15 protein-coding genes are annotated in these 18,063 nt (G+C 43.9%); 4 read left to right on the forward strand and 11 right to left on the reverse strand.

Annotated features, from left to right (window positions below; translation table 11 throughout):
• The first annotated feature begins 22 nt into the window (after positions 1–22).
• The 3 genes from AC1DPK_RS15050 to AC1DPK_RS15060 all read left to right on the forward strand — a co-directional run bounded on the left by AC1DPK_RS15050 (position 23) and on the right by AC1DPK_RS15060 (position 3,582).
• Positions 23–247: a hypothetical protein gene (locus AC1DPK_RS15050; protein ID WP_339209498.1), complete on the forward strand. Its 225-nt coding sequence runs from the start codon at positions 23–25 to the stop codon at positions 245–247.
• A gap of 627 nt (positions 248–874) precedes the next feature.
• The gene (locus AC1DPK_RS15055) at positions 875–2,488 is read left to right on the forward strand and encodes an AraC family transcriptional regulator (RefSeq protein ID WP_477510832.1); all 1,614 of its coding nucleotides are present in this window, start codon (positions 875–877) and stop codon (positions 2,486–2,488) included.
• A gap of 86 nt (positions 2,489–2,574) precedes the next feature.
• Complete coding sequence (locus AC1DPK_RS15060; RefSeq protein ID WP_477510833.1) at positions 2,575–3,582, forward strand: ABC transporter substrate-binding protein; 1,008 nt, start codon at positions 2,575–2,577, stop codon at positions 3,580–3,582.
• 90 nt (positions 3,583–3,672) lie between these two features.
• Here the strand turns inward: AC1DPK_RS15060 and AC1DPK_RS15065 are convergent, their stop codons facing one another.
• Genes AC1DPK_RS15065 through AC1DPK_RS15085 form a run of 5 tightly spaced genes read right to left on the reverse strand, consistent with a single transcriptional unit; the run spans position 3,673 to position 9,380 of the window.
• Positions 3,673–5,529 carry an oligopeptide ABC transporter substrate-binding protein gene (locus AC1DPK_RS15065; RefSeq protein WP_477510857.1) on the reverse strand — a complete coding sequence of 619 codons (1,857 nt, stop codon included), beginning with the start codon at positions 5,527–5,529 and terminating at the stop codon, positions 3,673–3,675.
• A gap of 15 nt (positions 5,530–5,544) precedes the next feature.
• Positions 5,545–6,450, reverse strand: coding sequence for an ABC transporter permease (locus tag AC1DPK_RS15070; protein WP_076268768.1), 906 nt, complete (start codon positions 6,448–6,450; stop codon positions 5,545–5,547).
• Positions 6,451–6,476: 26 nt separating this feature from the next.
• The gene (opp4B, locus tag AC1DPK_RS15075) at positions 6,477–7,439 is read right to left on the reverse strand and encodes an oligopeptide ABC transporter permease (RefSeq protein WP_475446149.1); all 963 of its coding nucleotides are present in this window, start codon (positions 7,437–7,439) and stop codon (positions 6,477–6,479) included.
• 5 nt (positions 7,440–7,444) lie between these two features.
• Positions 7,445–8,380 carry an ABC transporter ATP-binding protein gene (locus tag AC1DPK_RS15080; RefSeq protein ID WP_339206714.1) on the reverse strand — a complete coding sequence of 312 codons (936 nt, stop codon included), beginning with the start codon at positions 8,378–8,380 and terminating at the stop codon, positions 7,445–7,447.
• Complete coding sequence (locus AC1DPK_RS15085; protein ID WP_477510834.1) at positions 8,367–9,380, reverse strand: ABC transporter ATP-binding protein; 1,014 nt, start codon at positions 9,378–9,380, stop codon at positions 8,367–8,369. The genes AC1DPK_RS15080 and AC1DPK_RS15085 overlap by 14 nt, the downstream gene beginning before the upstream one ends.
• 562 nt (positions 9,381–9,942) lie before the next feature.
• Here AC1DPK_RS15085 and AC1DPK_RS15090 point away from each other — a divergent pair.
• The gene (locus tag AC1DPK_RS15090; RefSeq protein ID WP_339209496.1) at positions 9,943–11,022 is read left to right on the forward strand and encodes an AI-2E family transporter; all 1,080 of its coding nucleotides are present in this window, start codon (positions 9,943–9,945) and stop codon (positions 11,020–11,022) included.
• Between the two features lie 171 nt (positions 11,023–11,193).
• Here the strand turns inward: AC1DPK_RS15090 and AC1DPK_RS15095 are convergent, their stop codons facing one another.
• From AC1DPK_RS15095 to AC1DPK_RS15120, 6 genes are all read right to left on the reverse strand, one after another.
• Complete coding sequence (locus tag AC1DPK_RS15095; protein ID WP_441878678.1) at positions 11,194–11,886, reverse strand: ABC transporter permease; 693 nt, start codon at positions 11,884–11,886, stop codon at positions 11,194–11,196.
• Entirely contained in the window at positions 11,883–12,809 is a 927-nt protein-coding gene (locus AC1DPK_RS15100; RefSeq protein ID WP_441878680.1) for an ATP-binding cassette domain-containing protein, read from the reverse strand. Before AC1DPK_RS15100 ends, AC1DPK_RS15095 begins: the two co-directional genes overlap by 4 nt.
• A gap of 95 nt (positions 12,810–12,904) precedes the next feature.
• Positions 12,905–13,840, reverse strand: coding sequence for a sensor histidine kinase (locus AC1DPK_RS15105; protein WP_477510835.1), 936 nt, complete (start codon positions 13,838–13,840; stop codon positions 12,905–12,907).
• A 1-nt stretch (position 13,841) separates the two neighbouring features.
• A complete protein-coding gene (locus AC1DPK_RS15110) occupies positions 13,842–14,540 on the reverse strand; it encodes a response regulator transcription factor (RefSeq protein WP_441878684.1) in 699 nt (232 codons plus the stop codon).
• Between the two features lie 147 nt (positions 14,541–14,687).
• Positions 14,688–15,566, reverse strand: a complete 879-nt coding sequence (locus tag AC1DPK_RS15115) for a hypothetical protein (protein ID WP_477510836.1) — start codon at positions 15,564–15,566, stop codon at positions 14,688–14,690.
• Positions 15,567–15,591: 25 nt separating this feature from the next.
• On the reverse strand, positions 15,592–18,021 hold the full coding sequence (locus AC1DPK_RS15120; protein ID WP_477510837.1) for a heavy metal translocating P-type ATPase: 2,430 nt from the start codon (positions 18,019–18,021) through the stop codon (positions 15,592–15,594).
• Between the last annotated feature and the right edge of the window lie 42 nt (positions 18,022–18,063).

Here is an 18,063-nt window from a genome sequence, read left to right on the forward strand (position 1 = left end):
AGGTGATTCTTTTATGCTTCAAATGTCATGGTATTCGAAGGCTTTAGGATTAGTCGGCCAGCCAGTCGGCGTCTCTTTAATGAACGGACAAGGTGTAACAGGCGTTTTATGCAGCATTACCGGCGGTAATTTAGTGCTGCAGGAATACTTGTATCAGAGTCAATTTGCGACGAAGCAATATCCCCTTAATACGATTCAAGATGTTAATTCTTTTCCAGGCTGCAGCACGCCCGGTCCTTTATTCTAATACCAATTCACAGATCACCAAGAGCACGGGGCGTTTTAAAAGTCATATTGCGATTTTTTGAGCACTACTTATAACTTATTTTCTTCGAGAAAAAGGACCTCAAGCTCCACTATACAGTGGAATTAGGGGTCCTTTCATTTGAAAACGAGGATGTTCCCCTGTCATGCGAAGACTTTTGCGGCAGCGCCTGCAGCAGCTTCATCTAAGCACAGAAATGCACTTATTTATCCAAATCTTTTTCAATTCTGCTCAATTAGAGGTATTTGTACACCTATTTGTATCATTTCAATCTTGTTTATTAAAAACAGGTGCACTTTTGCACTTGTTTACTCTCCACTATCGGTTCACGCACATTACAATCATACAACATGCATCGCAGATGCTGGATATGGTGGAAAAGAGAATTACGCTAAAAATAGCAGTACAGGAATAGCTCTCCTGTACTGCTATTTTTCATATATTTACCAATACTTCCGTTCAACGCGAGCTATTCCTCCGCGAACTTGATCCTTATGGGACAGCCCCTTTTCTGTATGATGAGCGCTATCCATTGTAATTGAGAACAATTATCATTTATAATGATAGAAGTCGATGGATTTATCATCATCCAGAAAGAGTGAACTGCCTATGTCCCCTGCTTGTGAAGAAATGTCCCTTTCCTCCCATTTATTTTATATGCCTGTCCAAGTAACTAGAATAGATAATGAAACGGTGGCAGACCGCTTCTTTGAAGAAGCGACACCATTTTCCCGTATTCTCATCGTATCGAGCGGTACAGCTGAGCTTTCTATTAACGATCAGCTGTATGAGATAGCGCGTGGAAGCGTCGTGTTATGTGATGCCTATCAGCGATTAAAATGGAAGGCATCTCCCTCGCTGCGCGGTATCCAGATTGCTTACCGCTGCTTGACTGCAGAGGGCTCCGAGCATCGCGGGCTCAATCACGCTGAACCGCTGCATCGCTGTCCTGTCGGAATCCTTAGACTAGCCGGCGAGCTGGAAACGGTGTGGAGAGAGCCCCAATTAAGTGAACCGCTTCAATCTCAACAGTTGTTTATTGAGCTGCTTGTAGAGTTGTTCAAAGAACGTAATGCTTTGCAGCAGCCATCCAACTACTGGCTGGAACATGCCATTCAATATATGGAGACGCATTATAATAAGGATCTGACGCGGGAGCAAATGGCTGAACAAGCTCATGTAAGCCAAGAGCATTTCTCACGTACATTCCGCAAAAATACGGGACGCACCTTCAATGCCTATCTGACCTTGCTGAGAATTCGCAGCGCGCAGCGGCGTATCCTTGTCGGAGCTCCTGATCTGAATACTCTCGCACTAGAAGTCGGCTATAAGGAAGGCTTTTATTTAAGCCGTAAATTCAAAGAAGCTGTCGGGCTTTCCCCCACCGCTTATCAACGCAAGCACAAACGGATTGCCGCATTGAATCTAAATCATACTGCTAGCCTAATGGCGCTCGGCGTTATCCCAGAGCTTGGCGTCTATACAACCTGGTTGGAGCATTCCAATAACAAGTTGATTGTAAACACCAGTCAGAAGTTAAATACATACGGCCAAACTCCCTCCACCTATTATGAAGCGATCGCTGCTGCAAGGCCTGATGTCATTATTAGCTACAATACGGCGGAAGAGAATAAGGACCTGCTTCCGCTCGCGCCAGTGGTGGAACTCCCTTTTATGACGATGAACTGGCGCGAACAGTTCCTTATGATTGCTGACATTGTAGATAAACGTCAGACAGCTGAAGCGTGGCTCGCCTATTATGATCAGTTGATCATTAGAAGCAATCATAGGCTGGATCGCCAGCTTGGCTATCGCGGTACCGCCGTTGTATGGGAGATTGATTCGAACAAAGCTTATTGCTGCAGCAGCAGTCATGGCAGAGGCAGTCAAATTCTTTATGATGATCTCGGATTTCAGCCTCCCTCCGAATTGCTGGAACAAGGCTTTTTCGCTCGTGGATATGTGGAAGCAGATATCGAAACCATTGCATCTTATCCGGCCGACCATATTTTCATTACTTCATTGCCTTCTTGCCAGCGTGATCTGATTCAAATGGATCGTTTATTTCACTCCCCTCGCTGGCTTGCGCTGAAAGCTGTCCAGAATAAGCAGGTATACCTGCTTAATGAGCCAGATATGTTTTGCGGATACGACCCGATCTCTACGCAAGCGCAGCTTCGAGAGCTGCTTCGTGCGATGACCTCACGTCACAAATCTGCATGACTACACATCATTTTAGTCCATAGTCATTTTCAAGATTACACGGTAAAGTGTTACTGAGAATGATTATCGTTTTAAATAAGGGGGATATGACATTGTTTTCTTTTCAACAGAAGTTTTACAGCAGCCGTCGTTTCATTTTTGCCGTTTCATTACTATTGTTAGCGGTTCTCGTTTCCGCTTGTGGAACAGAAAAAGCTCCAACCAACACTGGAGCACCATCAAGCGGCACCGAAGAGACCACACCCGAAACGGCCGTGCCGGAAGCTGCGAAATTCAAGACGGTCTCCACGGTTAAAGGCGACATCGAAATTCCGGTTCATCCGAAGCGGATTGTAGCCGAAGAATACTTGGGCAGCCTGATTGCTCTTGATGTTATTCCGGCAGGATCTCCGGGTGTTACGATAGAAAACTACTATTTCAAAGAAGCGCTGGCAGGCGTTGCAGATACAGGAATTTATGGAGAGCCATCCGCTGAAAACATAATCAGCCTCTCCCCCGATCTCATCATTACAGCCAACGGAGACAGCTACGAGCAGCTCCGTAAAATTGCACCAACGATTGTTATCCCATACGGAGAATTAAAAAATGTTCACGCTGAGTTGACCTATTTCGGAGATTTATTCGGAAAAGAAGATGTAGCTAAGTCATGGCTGGCCGAATATGACCGACGCATTGCAGAAGCCAAAGCTAAGGTAGATAAAGCTATTCCTGAGGGTGCAACCTTCTCCATCATGGAGTACAGCGATAAAACGACTTGGGTTTATGGAGACAACTTCGGTCGCGGCGGCCAACCCATCTATCAATCATTAGGCCGTAAACCTCCTGTCGATGTTGCCGATGAAATCATGAAGAAGCAGTGGGCTGAAATTTCATCGGAAATGCTGTCCAAGTATGCAGGCGATTATATTATTTTGACATCCAATGACCGTACAATAGAATATTTTCAAAACGACCCGATCTGGGGCAATCTTCCGGCTGTAAAAAATGGCCACATCTACATATGGCCTGAAGAGAGATCATGGTATTATGACCCCATCGCTGTTCTAGCTCAATCTGAAGAGCTGACAGAGTGGCTCGTTAATCAAGGGAAATAATAAAAAGCCTTCAAAACCACTAGCAGCGTGGCTTTGAAGGCTCTTTTAACTATAATAAGTTCTACTTATTCTAAAATAATAACCACCGCTTTACTTCGCTACAACCGGTTTATCTTGAGATACTGCAAGTTGATGCAGATAAATGCCCGTTCCATCTCCAATGGCGTAATTGAGTATCCGTTTGTTAACTGGAACGATAACGGCGCGATATAACGTAGGGAATACAGGAATATCCTTCACCATCAGTTCCTGCCACTGCTTATAGATATCTTGACGTACCTTTACGTCAAAGGCCGCTTCTGAAATACCGTCTTTAAGCAGTTTATCCTGCTCGTCACTAGCATAACGCGGGAAGTTGTAAATCGCATCGCGCCCGTATAAGCCAGCCGGATCGACGTCTATTCCTACGCCCCAAGCTCCTTGATACACATCTACTGTTGGATCATCTTTTCCTGTGCTGCCTACACGATCATAGAACGTGTTAAACTCCACCATTTCCAGCTTTACGTTCAAGCCAATCGCTTGCCATGACTGTACATAATATTGAGCAAGCGGCTGTGCAATATCTCCGCCTGTCATGGAAATAAAGTTAATAGCTAATTCGCTGCCATCTGGATTTGTACGGAATTTGCCATTCATTTTGTAGCCGGCATCATCCAAAATCTTGTTAGCCAAATCTTTATCAAAGGCAAGGCCTTTATTAGTAGCATCATGGTACTCTGGGTGAGAAGGCGGAATAAGTGTCGTCGCATTCCAGCGCAGGCCGTGATAGAATTGCTTGCCGACCTGATCGTTATCGACCGCATGCCACATCGCTTTCCGCAGGTTTACATCGCCCATTTTCGATTTTGGATCAGGAACGACTTTGCCAGCCTCAGCATCCCACTTGCCTAGTTTAAAGCCAATATACGTATATGCACGGTCAATTGCACCTAAGTATTCAAGATTTGATAGACTCGCATTATCTGGATATTGATCCGCCGGGAAGGAATCAACGAGATCGACGCCGCCAGTTTTCAATTGTTGTACGACGGTTGTTTGATTAATTACTTTCAATACAACCTCATCTAGTGCAGGCTCACCGCGCCAGTAATCTGTATTTTTCTCAAAAACAACAGATTCCCCAGGAACGATGCTTTTTACTTTAAATGGCCCGAAGCCGATTGGTTTCTCACGAACCTCTGGAGAAGCCGAAATTTTAGCTACATCCATATTGCCGAATATGTGCTTCGCTAATGGATAATTCCATACACCACCGGTCAAAAGGGAAGGAGATGATTGAATATACGTAATTTTAAGCTTTTTCTCGCCTAAAACTTCAATTCCTGAGATCGTTTTTGCTTTTCCTTCATGGAATTCCGTCATCCCTACGATATTAGTGAAATTCGAATCATACCGTGGACCGTCATATTTGGGGTTGCCGATGACTTCATGAGCGAATAACCAATCCTCTGCAGTTACTGGCTTGCCGTCATGCCAGTTTACATTATCGCGAATCGTAAGCGTAAATGTTTTGCCATCCTCAGACACTTCATACGTTGCTGCCCCATCATTCGTATATACATAGCTTTTATCCCAAGTAAGCAGCCCTTCATCAAACCAGTTTAGTACTTGTGAATCCGGATCACCGGAATAAAAGTTCCAGTTCAGCGTCCCTTCAAATGGTGTATCTGATACAAGGCCAAATGTAATGGAACCACCCTTTATGGCTTCGCCCTCATTTTTCTTCACATTGCTGAAATCCTCAATGGAATAAAGACCATCGTCTGGAGCAGGCTTCTCGGTTTCCGCAGGAGCGGCACTCTCCGTGGGCTTCGCCGCACCATCAGTCGGGCTCGGCGTGTCTACACTCCCGTTATTAGATGAACAAGCTGCAAGAAAGACTAGCAATGCCACCATAAGCGGTAAAAATAAAGACCTTGAAAACATCGTGTTCTTCTTCACCATCATTCTCCTCCTTTATTATCCTTTTCTTTGTCTTGCATCTGTCGCACGCTTTAGCGCTTGACCGACATTGTTTATACTCAACATCAGTACCAAAATCAGTATCGATGCAGGTAACCATATCCACCATCTAAGCTCGAGCGTTTGCGGGTCTCTAGCATAGCTGACTAACGTGCCTAAGCTGGGCATGCTCTCTGGAAACCCGAAGCCAAGAAACGATAGTCCAGACTCTAAACCGATATTTGCCGCCAAGTTCAAAGTCATCGTTACAATTATGATGGAGCTTAAATTCGGCAATACCTGGACCATCATGATTTTAAAATTGGAGGAGCCTAATGTTTTGGATGCCTGAACATAATCAAGCTCCTTCTCCTGCAGCGCTTTTGAACGAATTAATCTTGCAATCCCCATCCACAAAAAAGCGGTCATAATAAGCGAGAAAGACCAAATATTATATTTGGGTACGGCTGTAACAAACGCAATCACGATCATCAAGGTCGGCAGGATCATAAAAAAGTCAACAAATCTCATAAAGATGTTATCAACCGTACCGCCGAAATAACCAGAAATGAGTCCAACACATACGCCAATTACTCCTGTAAATGCAGTAACAATAATAGCAATCGTTAATGAATTTCGAGTCCCAATAATTAATTGCCCAAAAACATCGCGGCCTCCATAATCCGTACCTAACAAATGCTCGGATGACGGCGGCTTTTTCAGTGCGAATAAATCAACCGATACAATTTGCTCCTGATTCAGAACAAGAGAGATCCCATACACAGAAAGAATAACTACGCTCAAAAAAATTAATGATACGAATGCGACTTTGTCTCGTACGATTTCCCGCCAAATAATATTCAAGCTTGACGGGCTTTTATCCGGCACCTGGAGCGCGGTTATGGGAATGTTCGTCTTTCTCATTTCTTTCACCTCAACATCTCGAGTTCTTATTTAATTCGAATACGAGGATCAACGATACTCAAAACAATGTCAGAGATTAATGCCCCGACAATAGAGGCCACTCCATACAATAAAACAAGCGCAGTAACGACGCTGAAATCCCGCAGAGCGATAGAGCTTAAGAATAGTTGACCCATTCCTGGATAACTGAAGATACCCTCTATGAACACCGTGCCTCCGATGAGTCCAGTAATTTCATAACCAAAAAAAGCTGCGATCGGCAATAACGAATTTCTTAAAATATGGCGATTATAAACGCGGGATTCTGAGGCGCCTTTCGCTCTTGCTGTGATAATGAAATCCTTTTGCTTCGTATCAATGATTTCGCTTCGAAGATATTGAACCGTCGACACGGTTGCGATAAGAGCCATCGAAATGGCTGGGAGCAGCAAATGATAAAATTTGCTCATAACATATTGAAGAGTACTTGGTTCCAGTCCTGGAGCGACGCTTCCTCCCGTTGGAAACCAACCAAAATGAAAGCCGAACACCCATAACATCAATAAAGCGAAAATAAATAGTGGGGCTGCAAATCCAATATAGGTATAGCCTGTAATCAATCGATCTCCCCATGTGTCGTTATAGCGGCCGCTTGTAATCCCAAGCGGTATTGCTATCAAGTAAGTAAGGATTAGAGTGACGATGGATAACCAAACGGTATTCATCATGCGCTGGCCAATCAAATCAGACACTGGCATTTTGAAACGAAACGACTGTCCGAAGTCACCTTGCACAGCTTTCGTAATCCAGTCCCAATACTGCACATACCACGGATTGTTAAGGCCCAGCCTCTCACGCTGTGCATCCATTGCAGCTGGATCTATACTCGGATCGATCATTCCAGTCAATGCGTCCCCCGGCATAGCCTTCGCTATTAGAAAGACGAGGATGCTTAACAATATAATTTGAGGGATCATAATGACTATTCTTCGTGAAACTGTGCGCCACATCGTCCTCACCCTCTCCCAGGCAAAGCCACGAAATGTGTTTCTGAAACGGGTTTTAACGGATAGGCCAAACCATCCTCGTCAAAATAGTTTTCATAGGCTTGTTCATATTCCGCCTTTACCGCTTTGCGAAACGAGTGTTTTTCCTCTCGTTTCGTTGGATCAATGTCAGGAATAGCCGAGATAAGACGCTTCGTGTAAATATGCTGAGGCTGATTGAATATATCAGCTGTCGTTCCTCGTTCAACGTAACGGCCTTTGTACATAATGCCAATATGATCGCACATATGCCTTATAATGCCGAGATCATGACTAATGAGCAGATAAGTAAGATTTAGCTCTTTCTGAATATCCTGCATGAAGTTTAGTACCTGCGCTTGAACGGATACGTCCAGCGCTGACACGGGTTCATCGGCTATAATCAGCTTTGGTTTTAAAGCGATGGCTCTCGCAATCCCGATTCGCTGCCGCTGGCCTCCTGAAAATTCATGAGGATATTTATAAATCGATTCTGGGCTCAAGCCCACTTGCTCCAGTAATTGTTGTACACTGCGCTTCTCTTCGCCAGCAGACTGCTTCTCAAAATTTCGCAGCGGCTCAGCGATAATATCAAGCACGCGTTTCTTAGGATTCAAGGAGGAATAGGGATCTTGGAAGATCATTTGAATATCTCTGCGGAAGCCTGCATGGCTTCGAAGTCCGCCAGCAGCAAGCTGCTGACCTTGGAAGAGAACACTTCCTGATGTAATTGCATTTAAGCCTATGATGGCCCTGCCTGTCGTGGTCTTGCCAGAGCCAGACTCGCCTACTAGTCCATAGGTCTGACCCTGCTCCAAGGAGAATTGTATACCGTCTACCGCTTTGATCGGTGGACCCTTTTTACTGAAAAGACTCCCGCGATTCGGAAAATGTACCTTTAGATCGCTGATCTCAAGAAATGACATGTTGATGATCCTCCTTCTCGTCAGGGAAGTGAAAATGCTTGTAGCAGCTGCATCTGACGAAATGGCCCGGAGAAATCTCATGCATTTCCGGGTTCGCTTCATGTGCAGCCTCAGCAATCCAAGGCGTCCTCGATCGAAAACGGCAGCCCTGCCTCGGGAGGTTCTGAAGAGATGGCACAATTCCCTGAATAACATGGAGCTTAGACTTTGCTTCATTCACAGTTGGTATCGATTGCAATAATGATCTGGTATAGGGATGCTGTGCTTTAGCAATGATTGTGTAGATATCGGCAATTTCAACAATTTGTCCGGCATACATAACAGCGACTCGGTCAGCCATCTCGGCCACAACGCCCAAGTCATGCGTGATTAATACAATGCCAGCCTTGCTTTCATCCTTCAATCGCCGCAGCAATTCAAGAATTTGCAATTGTATCGTTACATCCAGTGCTGTAGTCGGTTCATCTGCAATTAATAGCTTAGGATCATTGGCAATCGCGATGGCAATAATGACACRCTGCCTCATCCCGCCGGACAATTCATGGGGGTAACGCCCGTATGTATGCTCTGGGCGAGGAATACCCACTTTAGTTAAAAGCTCGATCGCCCTGTCCGCTCTTTCCTTACTAGAGAGTTTGGGCTGGTGCAGGAGAATAACTTCTTCAATCTGAGTACCGATAATCATAAGGGGATTTAATGCGGATAATGGGTCTTGGAAGATCATGCCTATTTCTTTCCCTCTCAGCTTATTTAGCGTGGAGGGTGACATCTGGACAATGTCCTGTCCTTGGTAATAAATATTTCCTTCTATCTTTGCTCTCGTATGGAGGCCCATGATGGAATAGGCCAGCGCACTCTTGCCGGAGCCCGATTCCCCCACTATGGCAAGAACCTCATTTTCTTTTACCGTTAGCGTCACATCATCCACTGCTGCGTAATAACGATCCGCAATTCGAAAAGAAGTCGTCAAATTTTCAATTTTCAGCAGCTCTTTTTTCAATAGAATCCTCCTAACGTAGTGATTCTAAACTTGCAATATTCATAATTTTCCGAATTTTCAAACCATAGATTTATCATATCTAATATAAGCATAAAACAATTTAACTGCAACTATAATTTATAGCATATTCAATATATATATTCTTGTTTTTGGATTTCATTACTCTAATGGATCATATACTAATGTCTATAGTAAACGCTGTCAAGCTTTAATGTGATGTATTACATTTCGGTGATAGTTATTTGTTAGGTTTATACTGTTATATAATTACATTTAATAAAATATGTATTTTCTTTTTGTAAATATAATCTCCGTTTTACTCATTACTACAATCATTACTTTAAAAATATTTATGAAATTTTCAGCAAACGAAACTCTGATAAACTATTTTTCAATATTAGTTTACGAGTTAGATTCCTCACTGTTTTTATGCAATAATATGTACATAATCTTTTAAAATGAAACAGAAACAGAAAAGATTTCCCTTAGTCTAAACGAATTTATTAATGGCGATAATAATATTCGATACTAAAAACAATTCATAGCAGATGGAGTGAGCGCCCTGATTTCTTTAAACCGATTTATTAAAATTTGTTTCGCTGTAATTTTAGTTCTTGCCATTATTTATTTAGCATCACTTGTCGATTTTATTTTCAAGCCCTTCGTTTCTTTGTTCAGTATTGTTATGATTCCGTTGATGCTCGCCTCTTTTTTCTATTATCTACTACGCCCGCTTGTAAACTGGATGGAGCGACCTAAATTAAAGAGACCTTGGGTCATTCTCATTATTTATTTAGCAGCTGCTGTGCTGTTTAGTTTATTTATCGTTGGCGTATTTCCTTCGCTTCGCACTCAGTTTTTCAATTTAGTAAATAATGCGCCTAATCTTTTCAATACGTTAGGCAAGCAGCTGCAAGATCTGGAACAGAACGGGTTTTTAGCAGACATTTTACCTGAAGATGTAAGTCCTTTTTCAAAAATAACCGAATACCTGAATAAAGGATTTTCATTGTTGACTAACTATTTAACGGGGATGTTTTCTTTTATCTCTAATTTCGCACTCATTTTGTTCACCTTCCCTATTCTTCTTTTTTACATGTTGAAGGAAGGGGATAAATTCGGCCAGAAAATCGTCAGCTTCATGCCTAAGAGGTACCATGCTGAAGGTGAAAAAACGATGCAGGAGATTGATACGGCTCTAAGCGGATTCATTGTGGGGAGAGTTGTTGTAAATCTGGCGCTCGGTGTTCTGATGTATATCGGCTTCCTTATCATCGGTTTGCCTTATGCTCTTTTATTGACTGTCGTTGCTGTTATTATGAATTTTATTCCTTTTATAGGTGCCATACTGTCTGCTGTACCGATCGTCATTATTGGTTTAATTGAATCGCCAACTGTTGCGATTTGGTCATTAGTGGTCATTCTACTCTCACAACAAATACAGGATAATATTATTTCACCTTATATTTTCGGAAAACAGCTCGATATTCACCCTATCACAACTATTCTATTGGTGCTGGTGGGCAGTGACGCTTTTGGAATCATAGGCGTAATCATTATTATACCGGTATATATGATGCTGAAAATCGTTGTTACCAAGGTATATCAGCTGTTCTTCAAACAGAAATGGGAAGACGCGTAAGTATTAAGCTTTACAAGCAAAAGGGGATCACATCGATGTGGTCCCCTTTTGCTTACCCGTAGCCATTGTGATTTCTGTTTTTGCCMAAATCGTATTGCCGTCATCCACCACCAATCTCGATTCTAGTTTATTCACCCTCAAATATTCTATGATAATTAATAGATTTTGGTGTTACAAAACATCCCTATTCTCGATATGCCGAACCGTTGACCAGGCGATCGCTACGCCAAATACTGCTAAAGCAAGCGGAATGTAAATGATGGTTGCCAGTGAGAAGACAGGATTGCTCGAACTCGTCAGCATGACGATTAGGAGTGAAGAGAGAATAGTTGCAGGCACCGAATGCTTGCGCATGCCGAAATAAAGCGGCACTAAACTTGCTCCTGCTGCTGCAAAAGCAAAACTTACGATGCTTGCTAGCTGCGCAGCATAATCCATCGGTACAGGCGCTTCCTCTATAATATGAAAAAAATGATTTATGCCAATAAGCATGGACAATGTGAAAATATGCGAGATGACGATTGCAACAAAAGTAAGGATAGCTACAATCGCCAGCTTGGAAGCAAACAGCTTTTTGCGACTAACCGGGTACATAAACATAACTAGAATTGTTTTTTTCTTATACTCATCAATGATTAACTTGCTAATTAGAACGGCAGCCATGACGATAAACGTCGATCTAACCATAGCGCCAGCTATAATATACAGCTCTCCAATATTTGCGATCTCATTTTTTACTTCTACACCCTCAAAGTAACCGATCATGAACATTAGCGTAACAATCAAGACATTCGCTATGATCGCTGCCTTCACATACCAGCCTAATCCCATTTTCGCTATTTCCAGCTTCATAAGTTTAATCACGAATGCTTCACCTCGTCCCCTTGAATCAAATCGAGGAAATACTGCTCCAAAGAAGTGTACTTCTTGTTCAGCGACTCGATATTCACATCATTTAGTGCAAGCGACTTTGAAATCGTCGTCTGCATCGCTCCCGATTCAAAGATGCGAATCATATTGTCATTGATAATTTTAAAATTAGTGAGCTGGAGCTCGTTGGCTAGCACAGCGCACGCCTTTGTCCGATCCGGCGTTATGAGCTCGATATATTCTGAGTTCTGGCCCCTTACATCTGCCATCGACACCTGTTTAATGAGCCTGCCGCCGCTGATCACGCCAATCGTATTGGCCATTTGCTCTATTTCACTGAGCAAATGGCTCGATATGAGAATAGTAACTCCATAATCTGTACTTAGCATTTGAAGCAGATTACGAATTTCTTTAATGCCGGCAGGATCAAGCCCATTAATCGGCTCGTCCAATATGAGCAATTCAGGTCTGTTCATAATCGCTCTAGCGATCGCCAGTCTTTGCTTCATCCCGAGCGAGAAGTTTTTGACCGCTTTATCATCCACGTTTCGCAGGGCAACCATGCCGAGCACCTCTCCGATAACCTTGTCATCATGGCAGCCCATGTACTCGTTATGCAGCTGCAGGTTTTGTTTGGCAGTCAGCTTGTCATAAAAAACCGGCATTTCAATGATGCTTCCCATTCTTTTAAATACATCATACGTGTTAGGCCTAAGCGGCTCATTAAACAATTCGATTTGCCCCGCAGTCGGCTTAATCAAATTCGTGAGCATTTTCATAACGGTCGTTTTCCCTGCGCCATTTGGGCCAAGGAAGCCGTATATTTCGCCCTTCCGCACGCTCATGCTTACATTGCTTACGACTTCTTTGCCCTCAAATGCTTTCGTCAGGCCGCTCGTTCTCAAAATATAATCCACTCGTTCTCTCCTTCTTTCCATGTTGTAACTAGTTCTCAGTTTATCGAACACCCTTATCTTATTTGTTGCTTATTTCTAACAAAAATCTTAAGTTGCTAATAGGTCATGCGTTTGAGCTTAACCGTGAACGTCGTTTTCTCAAACGGGATGCTATGCAATGTAATCTCGCCATTCATTTCCTCCACGAGTCTTTTCGTAATCGTTAAGCCCAATCCACTTCCCTGGAAAGCCTTGTTTCTAGACTCCTCCAGCGTAAACATCCTTTCAAAAACAAGCTCTTGATTTCGAGCGCTAATCCCTTTGCCGCAATCCGAAACGTCAATCCTAACATACGAATCGTCAACGCTCATAGCAAGCCCAATTCTCTTCCCATCGCTGCCGTAACGAATGGCATTGGACAATAAATTGCTGAGCACCCGCTCCAGCGCTTCCTCGTTTCCTAAAGCATAGATCGCTTCTTCTGGAATTTGAATATCTGCTTCATAGCCGCTTGCCTGCACCAAATCGTAAAAGGACAAAATGCTTTTTTTGCATAGCTCGTTCATATGTATTCGCGATAGCGTGATGTCGTTGTCACCCGCTTCTAATCTAGCTAGATCGAAAAAACCGTTCATCAGCTTAATGATCTCCAGCGTTTTTCCATGAATCAGCCGCAGAAGACGTTCTCTTTCTTCAGATGCCATCTCGCGGGTGCCTTGTATCATCTCGGCATAGCCGAGCACGACGGTTAGCGGTGTTTTTAGATCATGCGAGAAGTTAGCAAGCATTTTCCTCATGGAATGATTCGTTTTAGTAAACTGCGCCAGCTTATTTTGATTATCTGTGAAGAGGCGGTTTAACTCGACCAGCAGAAGTTTCAATTCGCGATCATCTGTCATGAGAAGCAGCGTTTCCGAAGATTGCTGCTCTAGCTGTCTGCTGATTTGGTTTGCAATATACCGTAAGTCGGAGCTTCTAGCGCGCTTCATTTGATACTGAATGACATTTAAAATGGCGAGTATGACAATGATACCTACTAAACTATAAACCATATTAAAATTCTCCCAGCTTATATCCGATGCCCCATAACGTCTTTATATATTGCGGCGATGATGGATCGTCTTCGATCTTCTCTCTCAAACGGCTGATATGAACGTTTATAACGTTCTCGTCTCCAAAGTAATCATCATTCCATACCGATCTGTAAATTTGCTCCTTCGTAAACACTTTGGTTGGGTTCATCGTTAGAAGCTTTATGATCTGCCATTCCTTTGAAGTAAGCTTAATCGACTTGCCCCGTTTACTTACATCAATATTATCCGTATCGATTGTAAGTTCATGAACACGAAGTACGTTCGAGGCTTCCTGATTCCGAACACCTGAGTATAGCGTTGCTCTGCGAATCGCAGCTTTTACTCTTGCGAGCAGTTCGATCATAGAGAACGGTTTGGCCAGATAGTCATCCGCTCCGAATCCTAATCCTAAAGCTTTGTCCACATCGCCATCCTTAGCAGATAAAATGAGGACTGGAAGCAGACTATGCTCCCTAATCTTCTTCAAAAAATCAATGCCATTCAGCTTAGGCAGCATGACATCCAGCAATATTAAATCATACGTTTCCTGAGAAAATAACCGCAGTGCTTCTTCACCATCTGCCGCATGTACGATATGGAAGCCTTCCAACGTCAAATAAGCCTCTACCATTTCGCTAATCGATCGATCGTCTTCTACGAGCAATATGCGTTGTTTCAAGCCGTCCCACCTATCCTATCTATGTAAAGTCATTTTATATTTTCAATCTATTTCCTTACTATACCATAGCCTATTTGTGTCAGATGACAGGAACATTGTCCAATAACTAAAAAAAAGCCCGCGATTTTACGCGGACTTAAGATTCGTTTATTTCACTTCAACTACAAAAGGGCTGATAAACGTTTTACCGTTTCGTTGAAATTGCCCCCAAATCTTATATACACCAGCACTCGGGAAAATCGTCATGAATTTCGCCTCCGGGCCTTTCGCTTTTTCCTCCATCGGGTGTACATGCAAATACTGCTCTGTATCTTCGCTTAGAATCACAACGTGCCCAACTGCGCCTAGGTAAGGCTCTAAATCCGTTATCGGATCTTTGGACTTCGCATCCGAAAGTTTGAAGTTCAACTCCATTTCTTTGCCGGCTTCCGGATGATTGTTTTCGAGTGTGATTTCTACCCCGTCCACAATCACGAAATGTTCATCCGATGGTTTAATCGGAACTTGTTCAGCGGCTAGCCCTTCTACCTTGATCCATTCGGACTTCGTTGTGGCTGATCCGCCGGTAGGAATATAGTCGGCGAATAACTTGTAATCTCCACCGGAAGGGAACGATGTCGTGATTTCGAATTGCCCATTCCCTTTGTACTCCGGATGGATGTGGTCAAAGTAAGATAAATCTTTGCTGACTGCGATGAGATGAAGCTTCTTCTCGTGATTAATATCAAATGCCTCGATGGCCTTTCCGTCCGTATCTTGAATTTGTACGGTTATTACGGTGTTCTCTCCAGATTTCGGCGTTTCTTCAGACCATTTCCATTCAGCATTCGTCTCAAGCTTCTTCGTCTCACCAGAATGTTCTTCTCCGTGAGCTCCGTGCTCTCCGGCACTGGATGCAGCGGGTGATGCCACTTGAGAATTCCCGCCATGAGCACCATGATTATCTGTTTCTTGTTTATTTTGTTTTCCGCAAGCAGCAACAAGAACGAGTACAGCTAGCAATCCGATCAAATAAATTCGTTTCATTTTAGCCTCCATGATCTGAATAACTTTAAACTTTTGCCCTTTGTAGACGCAGCGCATTCAGTACAACGGAGACGGAGCTTAAAGCCATAGCTGCTCCGGCGAGCCATGGTGCAAGGAATCCAAGCGCTGCAATCGGGATGCCGATGACATTATAAGCAAGCGCCCAGAACAAGTTTTGCTTAATGTTTACCATCGTTTTCTTACTCATCGAGATCGCGTCCGGAATACTGTTCAAGTCACCGCGCATTAAAGTAACATCCGCAGCCTCCATGGCCACATCGGTTCCCGTTCCGATAGCCATCCCGATATCCGCAATTGCCAATGCCGGCGCATCGTTAATTCCATCTCCAACCATTGCGACCTTCTTACCGCTTTCTTGCAATCGCTTGACCTCGTTGGCTTTGCCATCGGGCAGCACTTCCGCCAGCACATGGTCGATTCCAACTTGGCTCGCAATGGCTTTCGCCGTACGTTCATTGTCGCCTGTCATCATCACGACTTCCAAACCGAGCTGCTTTAATCTGGCAACTGCCTGCTTCGAAGTTTCTTTAATCGTGTCCGCTACGGCTACCATACCAGCGTACTTCCCGTTAACCGCAACCAGCATCGCTGTTTTTCCAACCGACTCCAGTCGGCTCATTTCCTCAAAAGCGGACTCCGCGTTCACGTTAGCTTTCGCCAATAACTTTCGGGTTCCTATTAGCAATTCGTTCCCTTGAACTGTAGCTTCAATGCCAAACCCAGGTATCGCTTGAAAGGATTCGGTCGATGGGAGAGAAATACCTTGCTCTTGAATGCCAGCCACGATCGCTTCCGCAAGCGGATGCTCCGAATTCTTCTCCGCTGCAGCAATCCAGGACAAGAGCTGTTCCCGATTATAGCCTTGCTCAATCCGTACATCCGTCAATTCCGGCTTGCCTTTCGTTACCGTTCCCGTTTTATCCAATATAATGGTGTTAATGCGATGCGTGGATTCTAAATGCTCGCCGCCTTTGAACAAAATACCGAGTTCAGCGGATCGACCCGAACCAGCCATGATCGATGTTGGCGTAGCAAGACCTAGCGCACACGGGCATGCTATAACCAGAACGGCAATTGCCTTCTCCAACGCCTCTGCGAAATTGCCTGCATCAACAGCGAAGTACCAGATCAAGAAAGTGACGATCGCGATCCCTACAACGATCGGGACGAATATTCCAGAGATCACGTCAGCCACCCTTTGAATCGGCGCTTTCGAGCCTTGCGCTTCCTCTACGACTTTGATGATTTGGGAAAGCGCCGTTTCTTTTCCGACTTTAGTCGCTCTAACTTTAAGCACGCCATTTTTGTTCAGCGTTGCTCCAATGACTTGATCTCCTGTCTGCTTATCTACCGGGATACTTTCACCGGTTAACATCGATTCATCAACTGCCGATAACCCTTCAAGCACTACACCATCGACTGGCACTTTCTCGCCGGGTTTAACTAGGAATACATCTCCAGTTACTACCTCTTCTATTGGAATACTAACTTCCTGACCATCCCGTATGACGATAGCCGACTTGGCTTGTAAACCCATCAATGCTTTAATCGCTTCGGAAGATCGGCCTTTCGCCAGCGTTTCAAATAATTTACCCAGCAAGATTAACGTAATCAGCACGGCACTCGTCTCATAATACATCTCAACCTGATGATGTGCGGATGCATTTATTGATTCGATGGTTAAGTAAACACTATAGAAGTAGGCGGCAGATGTGCCGAGCGCTACCAATACATCCATATTCGCACTGCCATTGCGCAGCGCCTTATAGGCTCCGACATAGAAACGGCTGCCAATAATGAATTGTACCGGGGTAGCCAATATCAATTGGAACCATGGATTCATGAAAATCTCAGGCACCCATATCCATGACGTAAAGGAGAAATGCCCAACCATTGCCCAGAGAAGCGGCAAAGAGAGAATAGCTGATACAATCAACCGGATCTGCAGGCTGCGGACTTCTTTTTTCTTATGATCGCTTTCATTCGTCTGCTCGCTCTTTGGTTTAGCTTTATAGCCGATCTGTTCAACTTTCTTGATCATATCTGCAGCACTTGTCATGGATGGAATAAATTCCACATGCGCCGTCTCCAAAGCTAAGTTTACCGTCGCTTTTACGCCGCTCATTTTGTTAAGGCCCTTCTCGATGCGCGTGGCGCATGCTGCGCAGGTCATGCCTACAATATCGAAGTCAATGGACTCCTTCACCGTACCGTATCCCAGGGCTTGAATTTTCTGCTCCAATTGGGACATGTTCACTTGAGTAGGGTCAAAGTTGACGGATGCTTGCTCCATGGCGAAGTTCACGTTTGCTTGTGCAACGCCTTCCAGCTTATTCAGGCCTTTCTCTATACGGCTCGCACATGCTGCGCAAGTCATGCCAGTGATCTGTAGTGTGGCTTGTTGATTAGATACTGCTTGATTAGAACTGCTCATGATCATCACCTATTCTTCTGTCGTATTACCATCTTAACTATG

The sequence above is a fragment of the Paenibacillus sp. 01T424 genome (assembly GCF_056398745.1).